We start from the raw sequence: 13882 nt of genomic DNA, 5'->3' as shown, positions 1-13882 counted from the left end.
TCTCACAAGCAGCTCAAACGCAACACCGCACTTCAACTTGAACAACACACCATTCCTCGCTATACTGATAAATTGGTGCGTTAATGAGGTATACCCTTCCCCTGTCACAACACAGAAATTGGAAGGACATACTATCATGCCTAATCTTCGCCCCACCGAGCTCATTATCATTCTACTTATCATCGTGCTGCTGTTTGGCGCGAAGAAGCTCCCTGAGCTAGCCAAAAGCATTGGCCAATCGATGAAGATTTTCCGTGCCGAGACCAAGACCGATGACCCGGCAACACAACAAACCGTCAATACAGTCAGCGACGCCCCTGCCCCAGCTCCGGCGGCAGCACCGGCTCCCGCTCCCGCCGTACCCCAAGCCGTCACGATGAACGCCACCGCCGCCCCGACTACAGCAACCGGAGCCGAACAGCGATGAGCACGGTTCCCGGAAACCCTGCGCTTCCGGCACCCCTTGCACCGGCGATGCATCCCGGCGATCGGGATACACATCTTGACCTCGACGATCTCATCGATCACTCACACGAGGCCACGCAGCAGGCCAGCGCGGGTGCGCAACGCCCTACACGCCGGTGGAAGCGGGGTGTAGGGCGCAAGTCCAAAACGCGCAAGCCTCGCAACCCCGATGCGGTGATGCCTCTGGCCGATCATCTTGTCGAATTTCGCAAACGCTTTGTTCGGGCCATTGCCGGCATCATCATCATGTCGATGGTGGGATGGATGTTCAGCGATCAGGTGTTTCGTATCCTGCAACAGCCGTTCCTGACGGCGGCCGGGCAGCAACAGGGACTGATGAGCATCACATTCAATGGCGTGGTCTCCGCATTCAACGTAAAGCTGGAGATTGCGTTCTTCCTTGGTCTGACGGCCTCCTGCCCGTGGTGGTCATACCAAGTGTGGGCATTCATTAATCCAGGGTTGAAGCGCAAAGAGCGCCGGACCGCGGTTGCATTCATCGGAGCCTCAGTGCCGCTGTTCCTCACCGGAGCCGGACTGGCATGGTATCTGCTGCCCCAAGCGGTGGCGATCCTTACCGGCTTTGCCCCCGCAAACACCGCCACATTGCTCAGCGCCGACGTCTATTTTGATTTCATTCTGCGCATGACAGTCGCTTTCGGCCTCTCATTCCTGCTACCCGCAGTCATGGTGGCATTGACGATGATGAATGCGGTCGAAACACGAACATGGTTGAAGCAGTGGCGTCTCGCAACGGTCATAGCGTTTATCTTCGCGGCCGTGGCCACGCCAACCGGCGACCCAGGCACATTATGTGCACTCGCCTTGCCCATCATCGCAATCTATTTCGCAGCCATAGCCGTATGCGCAGTATACGAGCACATCCAGCTATGGAAAGTCATGCGCGCGGCGGGCGAAGAACCCAAACTTCTCAAACTTTTACATAAAATGCGCGCCGCGTTACCATTTCGCGCGGCGCGCAAAGCCAAGCGCACCGGCAAACAGGAAGCCCCTGCAACAATAACTGCAGAAGGAGAATAATATGTTGTTCGGCATTTCGGGCACGGAACTCATGGTGATTCTTGTCATCACTTTAGTGCTGGTAGGCCCCGACAAGCTGCCCGACTACGCACGCAAGGCCGGACGATTTATCCATAGCATGCGCGTACGCGGCCAAGCGTTGAGCGAACAAAGCAACATCGACGTTCACGGCCTTGTACGGGATTCCGGCATCAATGATATTCGCAAAGGTCTGGATGATGCCACGCAAGATGTAAACCGGCTGCTGCCGCCTATCCGGTGACGTTATCAATCCAACGGCAACGTTGACTCGCGTTGGATTAGCTTCACCGGCACACGCTCCACACCATGGTGAGGATGCCCCGCAATCGCATCCAGTAGACATAGGGCAGCTTGACGCCCCAGCATTTCGTTGTTGTCATCAATAGAAGTAAGCAACGGATGCGCGTACGACACATAATCCGGACTGTTGTCGTGCCCGATAACCGCTACGTCTTGCGGCACGCGACATCCGCTACGTTCCAATTCCTCGATGCAGCCACGAGCCAACACATCGTTTTGGCATATCACTGCGTCGAATGCAGCACCGTCATTGAGCAGCAGACGGGCAGCGGCGCGCCCCCATTCCGCTTCCCATGAACCGAACCGCGCTTCGCCAACCAACTGTAATCCAGCATCATGCAAGGCCTTGAGCGCACCCCGCATCCGTTCATGTGCAACCGAGTACTCGGAGTCGCCAGCAATAATCGCAATACGAGTGCGCCCGCAGGAAAGAAGGTGGCGAACGGCCAAACACCCTGATTCCACATTGTCTTGTGCCACGGAACAATCATCGGGATCACGGGACGGGCCATAGGCGTAGACCACAGGTACCGGAGAATCCACGTAGTATGGCACCGGATCCGTACGCCTGCTGATAATCAACAGTCCCGACACTCCTTGCACCAACATTCGTTCAATACCACTGTGGAACAATGCCTCATTGCCTGACGCATTGAACAGCAGCGCTGCGGCTGAGCGCGCTTGAAACGCATTCTCCGCTCCAATAAGAATGGTCGGGGAAAAGACGCCTTTCATATCAACGCCAATGATGCCAACGCGAAAATCCTGCACGCCGTGAGAATCCCTGACGCTTAACCTTGCCATCGATGCCATAGCTTCTGCAGCGCTATAGCCCAACCTCTGCGCAGCATCAATCACTCGAATACGGGTTTTCTCGCTGACGTGAGGCTTTCCACGCAAGGCCTTGGACGCAGTGGACAGCGATACATTAGCCGCCGATGCCACTTCCTCCAAACGGACTGCGCCCACATTGAGCTCTTCCTCACCCTCTGACATATCGACTCCTCTGGCAAGGGCCTCAATGCCCCTAAATGATGCTGCAAACAGCCTTTAGTCTAATAGACTGCCACCTACGGCGCCCGCATCCGGTAAGCACACACAAAATATTGATATCAACTTGTTATATTGCACATAATCCGGATGCGGCTCCAATCAATTCCGGTTTATCTTAATCAATCCCGATCAATCAGAGCAGTGAGAGCCCAGAGGATGCTCACCACGTCGATGGCTTCCTGGAGGAAGGCTCCGACGACCACTGGAATGAGGTTGAACGCGGCGGCGATCATACCGATGGCGGCAAGCACAAGGCCCGCGATTACGGCTTGAAGCATCACGCGCTTGGTGCGGCGTGCAATGGCGATGGCGCGCGGCACGGCGGCGATATTGTCATTCATAATGACCACCTGAGCGCTTTCGGAAGCGGCGGTGGACGTGCCATCGGTCATGGCCACGCCGATATCGGCAACAGCGAGCACCGGGGCATCATTCACACCGTCACCAACCATCATCGTGACGGTTTTGCCGGCTCCTGTAGCGGCCTTGACTGCGGCTACCTTATCCTCCGGGAACAGTTCGGCGTGAACCTCGTCAATGCCGACTTCGCTGGCAATGATATTGGCGGAAGCCCGCTTGTCACCGGTAAGCATGGCGAGCTCGGTGACGCCCAACTCATGCAGTTTGGCGAGCACTGCCTTGGCGTTGGCACGCGGTACGTCGCGCAGCACAATGCGCGCGATCAGCTGACCATCAACAGACACATACGACGCCATTTCGTCCGGCTGAAGCAGCCCAAATCGTGTGCGCAGGTCATCCTCAGACCGACTGGGAACAGCCTCGCCGACCGCCAAGAATCCATCCTCCCCGGCGGCCGCGAAAGACAGCCGGCCAACGCGCACCGCGTGGCCGTTCACCTCGCCGGAAACGCCTTTGCCGGCGTCTTCATTGATGTTCTTGACGACCGGATACTCCCGTCCATGGCCGGGCCAGCTGGCCTCCGGCTCGGGGCATAGGCGCTGACCATCCTCGAACCGCTGGCGCAGTCCGGCCAGCGCCTCCGCGCCGGCCTTGGCGATACCTTTGGACAGGATGTGCACCGAGTAGCTTTCCACCGCGCCGGCCATCATCAGCACATGGTCTTCGTTGAGACGGGTTGCAGCGCCGGGCAACATCTCGACGCGCACCACCTGCGGCTGCTTGACGGTGAGCGTACCGGTTTTGTCGAAGAACACCTGCGTGACGCGGCCGAGATTTTCCAGCACGTCCTGCGCTTTGATAAGCACGCCGGCTGCGGCGAGGCGTCCGGTTCCGGCGATGTATGCCACCGGTGCGGCGATGAGCAGCGGGCAGGGCGTGGCCAGCACCAGCACCTGGGCGAATCGCGTCGGCACCCCGGACACCGCCCATGCGACGCCGGCAATCACCAGCGAGAGCACGGTAAAGGGCACAGCCAAGCGGTCGGCGGTTTTTACCACGGCCGGGCGCGACTCCTGCGCGGAGGCCACGAGCTCGAGGATGCGCTGGTACTGCGAATCGGCGGCCACCTGGGTGGCGCGCATGGTCAATGCAGTCGAGCCGTTCACCGCGCCGGACATCACGCGGGCGCCGGCGAACACTTCACGCGGCACCGGCTCACCGTTGATATTGCTCAGGTCGAGCGTGGCCGTGCCGGACAGCAGTTCGCCGTCAACCGGCACAGTTTCGCCCGGCAACACCATGAGTACGTCGCCCAGCTGCACCTGCTCGACCGGCACCGTGTCGAAGCGGTGCGCGGCGGCGGCAGCCGATGCCGAGCCCACGCGCCGGAAGCCATCGGACGAATCGCCCTTATCGGCAGCAAACCCACGCCCCACGCCAGGCAGGTTGACGACGTGCGCGGTTTGCGGCGCGGCTTCCATAAGCGCGGTCAGACTGCGCTCGGCCTTGGCTTGGGCGTATTCCTCAATGGCCTCGCCGGACGTGATCATCAGCGTCACCGCCCAACTTGCCCAGTATTCGGCGACGGCCACGGTGGAGAGGATCGCGACCACGGCCAGCACATCGACTCCAACCTGCCCATGACGCAAATCGTCAATCATGCCGCGCACAGTGTCAATCACAATAACCAGCACCAGTGCGATAACCAGCCACTGGCCGAAACCCGGATTGCCGAGTACCGGAATCGCCATCGCATTGCCCCACGGACGCCAATCGCCCAGTAAAGCCAACGGAATTGCGGCGATGACGACGACCGGAAGCATCGGCACAAGCTTGCAGATGTCGAGAATTTTGGTGAAGAATCTGATGAGTCTGCTCATCATTGCTCCTTACGCTCGTATACGGAGTCGATTGCGGTACGGCAAGCGTGGCCCGCGCAATCGGCGCTACGGTCACGCCTTGTTAACCCACCGGCGGCTTTGCCTGGGGCTTCGCTTTGCTCGGCTCCCGCGCAACCTTCCGATACACGGCGTAAAGAAATGTATTCAGTTTTGTATTGAATTATGCGCTGTGTTCAGGACGTCGCCCGAACTCAGTGCTTGGCCTACCCTATCAACGAGCGTTGCGCGACATGCCGGATATCGAAACTGCGTTGGCGGCATGGGCGCGGGGCACAATCGCGCATACGAAAGGCCCGTGGCAGGAGTTTGCTCACTGTCACGGGCCTTTGCTTGTCCGACACGGTGTTCAGCGGTTACCGCTCAACACCGTGTGACGTTGTCGAGTCGGCTTTACCACAGGCCGAACGGGTCGGAGAAGCCGCCGCCGTCACCGGTGCCGCCATCGCTGTTGCCATTGCCATTACCGTAACCGTTCTGGCCATTGCCGTTCTGGTTGTTCTGGTTATTCTGGCTGTTGCCGTTGGAATCGGAGCCGGACGAACCGTTCACCGACGACTCCTCCTGATCGAGCGTCACGTCCACATTCATGGTCTTGCCGTCGCGCACGATGGTCAGCGTCACCTTGTCTCCCAAAGCCGCGGCACGAACGTAACCAAGCAGCGAGTAGTTGTTGTTCACGGCGTTGCCGTTGAAGGCCACGATGGTGTCGCCCTCCTTAAGGCCGGCCTTGTCGGCCGGGCCGCCGGAGACGACCGCGCTGCCGGTGGCGCTGGACTTGGTGATGGTCGCGCCGCCGCGGGTCACGCCGTCGGCTTCAACCGTGTCGGACTTGATGACCACGCCGAGGGCAACGTGCTTGACCTTGCCGTCCTTGATGATTTCGTCGGCCACACGCTTGACGAGGTTGGACGGGATGGCGAAGCCGATGCCGATGGAGCCGGCGGAGTCGGAGGAGGTGGCGGTGGAGGCGATCGAGGAGTTGATGCCGATCACCTGGCCGGCCGCGTTGAAGGTCGGGCCGCCGGAGTTGCCGGGGTTGATGGCCGCGTCGATCTGGACGGCGTTGGTGACGATCTCGTTGTTGTTGTCGTCGGTCACGGTCACCGGGCGGTTCAGGGCGGAGACGATACCGGTGGTGGCGGTGTCGTCGTAGCCGAGCGGGTTGCCGATGGCCATCACGTTCTCGCCGACGGCGAGCTTGTCGGAATCGGCGAATTCCACGGCCTTGAGGTCGCTCGGCGGGTTGTCGAGCTTGATGACCGCAAGATCGGTGGTGGCGTCAGTGCCGACGAGCGTGGCGGAATACATGTTGCCGTTGGCAAGCGTCACCTGAATCTGCTGGGCACCGGAGATCACGTGGTTGTTGGTGATGATGTGGCCTTCGGTGTCGATGATGGCACCGGAGCCCTTGGCGGTGCCGTTGCTCAACGCGGTCTGGATGGAGACCACGGAGCCGGAGACATCGCTGGCGACAGTCTGCCAGTCGGGGGCTTCGCCGCTCTTGGCGGTGGCGGACCCGGAGCCGGACTTATTCGAGCTGACGTTGGTAAGCGAGTTGCTGGTCGGCAAGGTGATCAGGCCGCTGGTGAGGGCACCGTAGCCGAGGCCCAGGCAGAGGGCCGCAGCCAGAACGGCGGCGACCACGGCGATGAGGATGTTGCTCGCCGTCTTGGACATGCCCTGCTTGGCGGGGCCGGGCTGACCGGGCTGACCGGGCTGTCCCGGCTGGGTCGGACCTTGACCGTTCGGCGTACCGGTACCGGGAACGCCGAAACCGAACAGACCGCCCTGCTGGGGCTGCTGGCCATTCTGGCCATTCTGACCGGACTGGCTGGCAAACGGGTTGCCGTTGTTCTGCTGCGGCTGCGTGGGCGGATTGAACGGATTGCCGTTACCCTGCGGCTGCGGGTTATTGGTGTAGTAGGGGTTGCGGTTGCCCTGCTGGCCCTGTGGGGTTTGCTGTGCAGGCTGGCCGAACGGGAATTGCTGCGTGGGCTGGGCATTGTTGCCGGCCTGGCCGCCCTGCTGGCCCTGTGCCTGAGTCGGGGTCGGCCCATAAGCGCCGTATTCCGGGGCCGGGCGGTACAGCGGAGTTGTGGCCGAGGTCTGGTCTGCGGCCGGCGCTGCCGGAGAAGCCGGCGAGGAGGAGACCACCGTGCTCTCGCCCTTGGCGGAGGCGTAGTCCGGGATGGGCTCGGTGGCGGCAGTGTCGGTAGCGGCTTGCGTAGGCTGCTGATCGGCAGCGAGGGCGGCCGAGGAAACCGGGGCTTGCTGCTCGCTGGAATCGCTGGCGTTGCCGGCATCAACCGAGTCGCCACCCACAAACGGGTTCTTCGGCTCGGCGTTGCCGGTATCGGCAGTACTATTGGGGTTTTCGTTATTCCGCGGGGTCTGGTCGACGCCCTGCGGGTTAAATTCGTCAGCCATTGCTGCTCCTTTTCCTAAATTCCTATCACGTCTGTTCGGCGGCTATTCGGGCACTTGCCCATTGCCACTTCTCGTGTGCTACCTCAGTAGTAAAGGCAGTCAATCTGGAGGTTTTCTGAACGTTGATTGAAAGTCTATGCGTAATCATCGCAGAGTCTTATGGGCATCTCGGCTTCGAGGGGCTGATTTCCTGTTTCGGGAACATCTACTTGCACTTCAAGGGGCTGTTCGCGCGGTCAATTCCGAGTATCAAGGGCCCTCATTTAACGCCATTCCGCCATTTTTGCAGCCGGCCTACTTGACCGGGAACCCCTTGAAGCGGAAGTAGACGTTCGGGAGCGGCGAAATCCGCCCCTCGAAACCGAGTTCTTCACAATTTCCGGCCCTTTTCTGGCCCTTCTGCCTAAAGTGAACATATGACGATCAGCCTTCTTGAACATCCGTTGGGCGCACAGCCCGGACAGCCCGGCGACCGCAGCGCCTTCCATTTCGAAACGATCACCCGCCTGCCATCCACGGCCAGCGGGCTTGGGCGAGACGGTGCCCGATACGGCCGCACCGGCATCATTCACACGCCCCACGGCGATATTCGCACGCCTGCCTTCGTGCCGGTGGGCACGCAAGCCGCGATGAAGGCCGTGTTGCCCGAGCAGATGAAGGATCTAGGCGCACAGTGCCTGCTGGCCAACGCCTTCCACCTGTTCGAGCGCCCGGGCGAGGACGTGCTGGACGCGGCCGGCGGCTTGGCGCGTTTCATGAACTGGGATGGGCCCACGTTCACCGATTCTGGCGGTTTCCAAGTGATGTCGCTGGGCGTCGGCTTCAAGAAGACGCTGGCAATGGACGTGACCGGCATGAAGTCGGACGACATCATCGCCAAGGGCAAGGAGCGCATGGCCTGGGTGGATGAGGACGGCGTGACGTTCAAGTCGCCTTTGAATGGTGACGCACATCGTTTCTCCGCTGAGATTTCGATGGGCATCCAGCACAAAATCGGCGCAGACATCATGTTCGCGTTCGACGAACTCACCACGCTGATGAACACCCGCTCCTACCAGGAGGACTCGGTGGAGCGCACCTTCCGCTGGGCCCGCCGATGCGTGGACGAGCACCAGCGGCTGACGGCTGAGCGGCTGGGCAAGCCCTATCAGGCCTTGTATGGCGTGGTGCAGGGCGCGAATTACGAGGATCTGCGCCGACGTGCGGCCTCGCAAATCGCCTCTCTGGACTTCGACGGCGTGGGAATCGGCGGCGCGATCGAGAAACGCGTCATCGGCGACACTTGCGCCTGGATCTGCGACGCGATGCCGGAGAGCCGGCCGCGCCATGTGCTGGGCATCGCCTCCGTGGACGATATCTTCGCGTGCGTGGAGAACGGCGGCGACACCTTCGACTGCGTGGCCCCCGCGCGCTGCGCCCGCAACGGCGCGATCTACACGCGCGCCGGCCGGTACAACATCAAGCGCGCCCAGCACAAGTTCGATTTCGGGCCGCTGGAGGAAGGGTGCGACTGCTACACGTGCCGTCACTACTCGCGCGCATACGTCGACCACCTGCTTCGCGCACGCGAATTCAACGGCTTCACGTTGGCCACGATTCACAACGAGCATTTCTTCGTGAAGCTGCTGGACGACATCCGCGCCTCGATCGACGGCGGATACTTTGATGAGTTCCGCGACGAAGCGTTGGCCCACTTCTACGGCAACGGCGAGCGCCGGCCAGGGTTGTGAGTTTTTCTCCTTCGTTGCGGCTTGTGCCGAACTTCTCTCTGCTCCCCTCGCTGAGGCTGAGACGTTAAACAAACAGCCCAGTGGGCTGTTTGTAGTCGAAGGTGAGACGATAGTCGAACCAGCAGGTTGCAGGCAAGGCCCGTCCTTAATTGCGGACGAGCTGTCACGAAGTGACTGAGGGGAGTGCCGCCACCCTCAAAGATCACGGCGCCCGCAGGAGACCCACAAGCGATATATCCCTGCCTCCCATGCGACACGCCGAAGATTGCATGATTACCCAGCCGGGTGTAAGTTAGTCGATTGTCTGCGAGTGTGGCGGAATGGTAGACGCGCTGTCTTCAGGTGGCAGTGAGTGTATGCTCGTGGGGGTTCAACTCCCCCCACTCGCACCAGCAACTAAAGGGCTGGAATCGGAAGGTTCCAGCCCTTTTGCTTTGTTCGGGCAAGCGCCGTTTTTCAGGGGGGGCTTAGGACTTGAGACTTATGGCCCAACTTTCGTGGCGGAAAATGTCCCGGTACCTGCATCAATCGTTTGACGTTCAAGCCAGGCCAGAATCCGCTGTCCCGGTTCGCGATTTCGGGCGATCTTTGCAAACCGGGACAATTTTTGTTGCCCCGGTATAAATGTCAATCGATTTATGCGAAAACCGGGACAACGTGCCAATTCCAGAATCGGCCTTATTCCGCCGATTCCGTCTGCCAGACGATATGAGTTGAGGAAACCGGAGTGTCCCGGTTCACGAAAACAAGCCGAAATCGCCGACCGGGACAGCGGATTCTGCCCCGGTCGACAGGTCAAACGATTGACATATGAACCGGGACAAATACAGATCAGAGAGAAGCCCATGAAGCAGATTTAACTTTCCTCAACTTTCCATCCGCCATAAACTAGCATTACATAACATCATGAACCGAGACGAAACCAACGAAGTATCTGGAGTCACCGACGACCAGCTCGGCCGAACGGCCGAGCCGTACGAATCCGGCAACTGGCGGGGCGGCGTCGGGCGCATCATTCGCAGCAATCCGAAATCAGGAACCGACACAAGTCGGACCCAGCAGACACGCATAATACGAGTTCACAGACTCGGCGATGTATTCCGCAACCGCACCACCGAATACCACACCACGGAAGAACTGTAAGCATTACGAAATCAACCTTGATTATTGCGCGGGCCTATACTAGGTTACGGTAGCGTAGGTTAGTGGTCGGGAGAGCGTCGCCGGCCATAGCGAGGTGATCAGTATGAGCGTTTCCATCAGCACGCCATCTGGACGAACCATGGCTTCCGCCGCAACAGTTGCGCCTTCCGCAACCGCGAGTCAAAAATCCAGCGCAAGCGCCAACCCCACCGCACTGGACCGTGCATCGGCCCGATACAGGGCCGCGCAATCGCGCTACCGCCAAGCCAAGGCCGCACTGAAGGCGATCAAGCGCCAGATCGTCCCCGTGGATGCATTCGGCAATCGCAAGCCGCGACTGCGCGGATGGCTTCACCTCGCCACCCTGCCGCTGTGCATCGCGGCGTCCATCGTACTCATCTGCATCGCGCCGGCCGGCTCGGTCAAAGCGGCCTGCGCAGTGTACGGTGCCTCGGCCATGCTGCTGTTCGGCAACAGCGCGCTGCTGCACGTCGTGCCGTGGCGCAGCGCGAAGGTGACTCGCGTACTGTGCGGCATCGATTATTCGAACATCTTCCTCATCATCGCCGGCACCAACACACCCGTGCTGTTCGCGCTCAGCCCGGCGATTCGCCGGCCATATCTCACGGTGATTTGGGTGACCGCGGCGATCGGCACGATACTGCATATCGTCTGGCTGCGCACCCCGAACTGGGTGTTCACCACTGTGTATGTTGTGCTGGGATTGGCGCCGGTGACGCTTATTCCGCAGCTATGGACGGCTCCCGCAGTGGGTCCGGCTGCGACCATACTCATCGCATGCGGAGGCGCCGCGTATATCGCCGGCGCTGTATGCTTCGCGCTGCGCAAGCCGAACCCCGTTCTCGGCTGGTTCGAGTTCCACGAGGTGTTTCACTTGGGCACGGTCATCGGGTACGCCTGCCACGTCGTGGCGATTTATCTGATTGTCTGCGCGCTGTAGTCGTCCAGCAATTCATACAGGATGCTTCGAACTCGCTGTATTGCAGCGATTTGAACACGGCGCGGGACAGACAGCGGCCCTTAATTCTCGGAGCCAAGAATCAAGTCCTTGACCAGCCAGCCGTGACGACCGCCTTCATAGACCTCGTCAGTGAGCCGGTAGCCGCGCTGTTCGTAGAACTTGTAGTGGTCGTTTTCCGAGTGCACGGCGGCCATGGCTCCGCCGGCTTGCGCGATGCGGCGTTCGGCGTCGGCCAGCAGCCGCGAGCCGATGTGCCTGCCTTGCGCCTCGGGCAGCACCGCCAGTCGCGCGATGATGTATCGCCCGGGTTGGTCGGGCTGGCCGGACTGAATAGGCGAGGCCGATTGCGCGGACGGGCCGGGGCGATCGGGCGAATCGACCGAATCGAACGCCAGCAGATGCGCGGACGCGGCATCCCATTCATCGAATTCCGGCCGCCAGTCGCGTTCGCGGATGAACACCTGCTCGCGTATGGCGCGGGCCGCGTCGGGCAGCCGGTCGTATGCTTCGATTCGTATGGTCATGAGCGTCAGTGCAATGCGTCACGATAACCGACAAAGCCCGGCTCGATGGACGAGTCCGGGCCCAGGCTGTGCTCGATGGACTCAGGCCGTACGCGCGATCTGCACGGCGGTGCCGGACGCGGTGACCATCAGCATGCCGTTGTCGGCGCCGAGCACCTCGTAGTCGATGTCCACGCCGACCACGGCGTGCGCCCCCATCGCCTCCGCGCGCTGCTGCATCTCGGCGATGGCCTCGTTGCGGGCGCGCATCAGCTCCTCCTCATAGCCCTGGCTGCGGCCGCCGAACATGTTGCGCAGGCCCGCGCCAAGATCCTTGAACATGTTCACACCGGATACCACTTCGCCGAAGACGATGCCCTGGTAGTTGGTGATGGTGTATCCGTCGACGGACGGGGTGGTGGTGACGAGAATCATGGCGAGGCTCCTTTGGCTTGTCTGCGTAGATGAATCACTGCCGAGAGTCGGATCGCTCCCGAATCTCACCTCGGAAACGGATCGCTTCTCTTGGCTACCACAATAGTCGAGAGCGCCTTCCCCAACATCTTCAATCCACGCGATTGCGTAATCAAACGCATGTTTCGCCTCCAAAAAATGCTGATAGACATTGGGCCGCAAAAGGCCAGCCTCAACGGGCGCAAGCCGCTCACCAAACTGAATCGCAGACCCAAATGACTCGTCATGGGCAAACGGCTGGACCACCCAAATTCCGCTGCGATAATCAACCATCACCGAAAGCCCAGGCTGCTCCGTCGATACGACCATCATCGAACCGGACACGTTCTCGACATTGATATTCGGGTGCCCGTACAACGCGTAACTCAAACCATCATCGGCAACACCCTGCTCTTGCCAATTGGCGCCTAAGCACTCCAACATCTCGCTGGGCGAGTACGCACAATCTTCCGCATAATCAATCGGCTGAGCATCCGTATAACAGCATTCACCGCCGTCACCTTCCGCAATGCTGCGCTCCACAAGATAGGCCATCACATCCGGCATCTCCCAATAATCAATGGACAGCTTATCAATACAGCCGTTTTTCCAAGCCATATAATGCGTTTGCTCGTCGCCAAGAATCTCTTCAAACGCCTCGGCTGAGATAAACGTCGACCCGTCCAACTGATAGCACTCGTCCAAAGGATAGATTTCTCGGTTCGCGTATTGTTCCTGAGCCTTGGACACAAGCTTGTCATCCAATGCGCTCATCTGCTGATCAACTTCATCCTGTGAGGGAATGAAAGGGGCGAAGTCCAGCCCTGCTTCGCCACAGCCTCTCTGCCGTTCACGCCTGTACATCACGTCCGCACACGTATCGGTCTGCCGTTCATTCACCATTGATCAGCCTTTCTTTTCGTTCCACAAATGCCCTAGAACACTGCGATTCCAGTAGTTCCGATTGAATCAGGATCGTTCTTGCGAAACTGTCGAGGATCGTGGATCGCTTGTGGATCTTGAAGCGTTGTATCCTGGTTGTTCATGGATCCGGAACGCAAAATCATTAACGTCGTGGGAGCCGCAATCGTCACCAACGGCACCGTACTATGTGCACAACGCGGTCCGGGGAAGTCGTTGGCCGGATACTGGGAATTCCCCGGCGGCAAAATCGAACCTCATGAAACAGCGCGGCAGGCTTTACACCGCGAAATCGAAGAAGAGCTGTTATGCGAAGTTGAAGTCGCGGAAGAAGTGTGCACCAGCGAATACGCCTACGACTTTGGGACCGTACGGCTCACTACATTCGTCTGTCACCTCATCGCCGGCACACCGCATCTCACCGAGCATACTGATATCCGATGGCTGAATCCTGCCGATATGCCGACATTGAACTGGGCTCCGGTAGATCGCGAAGCAGTCGCGATTATCGCCAGCAAACAGCTGACGCTCCGATGAATGCGCCATAGCGCAGCCATGCAGTCATGCAGTCATCAACAAACA

Annotated in this window: 12 protein-coding genes and 1 tRNA gene; 8 read left to right on the top strand and 5 right to left on the bottom strand. The window is 59.8% G+C overall.

Annotated features, from left to right (window positions below; translation table 11 throughout):
• The first annotated feature begins 136 nt into the window (after positions 1-136).
• From BLLJ_RS00460 to BLLJ_RS00450, 3 genes are read left to right on the top strand one after another with little or no spacing between them, the layout of a single operon-like run.
• Complete coding sequence (locus BLLJ_RS00460) at positions 137-427, top strand: twin-arginine translocase TatA/TatE family subunit (RefSeq protein ID WP_013410461.1); 291 nt, start codon at positions 137-139, stop codon at positions 425-427.
• Entirely contained in the window at positions 424-1506 is a 1083-nt protein-coding gene (gene tatC, locus BLLJ_RS00455; RefSeq protein ID WP_013582315.1) for a twin-arginine translocase subunit TatC, read from the top strand. The genes BLLJ_RS00460 and tatC overlap by 4 nt, the downstream gene beginning before the upstream one ends.
• 1 nt (position 1507) lies before the next feature.
• Positions 1508-1768: a Sec-independent protein translocase subunit TatA/TatB gene (locus tag BLLJ_RS00450; RefSeq protein WP_007056852.1), complete on the top strand. Its 261-nt coding sequence runs from the start codon at positions 1508-1510 to the stop codon at positions 1766-1768.
• 5 nt (positions 1769-1773) lie between these two features.
• Here BLLJ_RS00450 and BLLJ_RS00445 read toward each other — a convergent pair whose 3' ends face one another.
• The 3 genes from BLLJ_RS00445 to BLLJ_RS00435 all read right to left on the bottom strand — a co-directional run bounded on the left by BLLJ_RS00445 (position 1774) and on the right by BLLJ_RS00435 (position 7568).
• Positions 1774-2823 (bottom strand): LacI family DNA-binding transcriptional regulator, encoded by a 1050-nt coding sequence (locus BLLJ_RS00445; protein ID WP_007056828.1) that lies wholly within the window; start codon positions 2821-2823, stop codon positions 1774-1776.
• Between the two features lie 176 nt (positions 2824-2999).
• On the bottom strand, positions 3000-5120 hold the full coding sequence (locus BLLJ_RS00440) for a heavy metal translocating P-type ATPase (protein ID WP_013582314.1): 2121 nt from the start codon (positions 5118-5120) through the stop codon (positions 3000-3002).
• Positions 5121-5531: 411 nt separating this feature from the next.
• On the bottom strand, positions 5532-7568 hold the full coding sequence (locus BLLJ_RS00435) for a S1C family serine protease (RefSeq protein ID WP_013582313.1): 2037 nt from the start codon (positions 7566-7568) through the stop codon (positions 5532-5534).
• A gap of 416 nt (positions 7569-7984) precedes the next feature.
• Here BLLJ_RS00435 and tgt point away from each other — a divergent pair, with 416 nt between their 5' ends.
• From tgt to trhA, 4 genes are all read left to right on the top strand, one after another.
• On the top strand, positions 7985-9298 hold the full coding sequence (gene tgt, locus BLLJ_RS00430; protein ID WP_013582312.1) for a tRNA guanosine(34) transglycosylase Tgt: 1314 nt from the start codon (positions 7985-7987) through the stop codon (positions 9296-9298).
• A gap of 306 nt (positions 9299-9604) precedes the next feature.
• A tRNA-Leu gene (locus BLLJ_RS00425) sits at positions 9605-9690 on the top strand.
• A 514-nt stretch (positions 9691-10204) separates the two neighbouring features.
• The gene (locus tag BLLJ_RS00415) at positions 10205-10441 is read left to right on the top strand and encodes a hypothetical protein (RefSeq protein ID WP_013582311.1); all 237 of its coding nucleotides are present in this window, start codon (positions 10205-10207) and stop codon (positions 10439-10441) included.
• Positions 10442-10544: 103 nt separating this feature from the next.
• Entirely contained in the window at positions 10545-11402 is an 858-nt protein-coding gene (gene trhA, locus BLLJ_RS00410) for a PAQR family membrane homeostasis protein TrhA (protein WP_012472051.1), read from the top strand.
• Positions 11403-11482: 80 nt separating this feature from the next.
• Here trhA and BLLJ_RS00405 read toward each other — a convergent pair whose 3' ends face one another.
• Complete coding sequence (locus BLLJ_RS00405) at positions 11483-11947, bottom strand: GNAT family N-acetyltransferase (RefSeq protein ID WP_010081395.1); 465 nt, start codon at positions 11945-11947, stop codon at positions 11483-11485.
• An 81-nt stretch (positions 11948-12028) separates the two neighbouring features.
• The gene (locus BLLJ_RS00400; protein WP_007051681.1) at positions 12029-12361 is read right to left on the bottom strand and encodes a putative heavy metal-binding protein; all 333 of its coding nucleotides are present in this window, start codon (positions 12359-12361) and stop codon (positions 12029-12031) included.
• 1062 nt (positions 12362-13423) lie between these two features.
• On the opposite strand from BLLJ_RS00400, the gene BLLJ_RS00395 reads away from it, so the two are divergent.
• A complete protein-coding gene (locus BLLJ_RS00395; RefSeq protein WP_007055916.1) occupies positions 13424-13837 on the top strand; it encodes a (deoxy)nucleoside triphosphate pyrophosphohydrolase in 414 nt (137 codons plus the stop codon).
• Positions 13838-13882: the final 45 nt, after the last annotated feature.

This window comes from Bifidobacterium longum subsp. longum JCM 1217 (assembly GCF_000196555.1).
GTDB classification, from domain to species: Bacteria; Actinomycetota; Actinomycetes; order Actinomycetales; family Bifidobacteriaceae; genus Bifidobacterium; species Bifidobacterium longum.
This window is presented reverse-complemented; position numbering and strand designations above follow the sequence as displayed.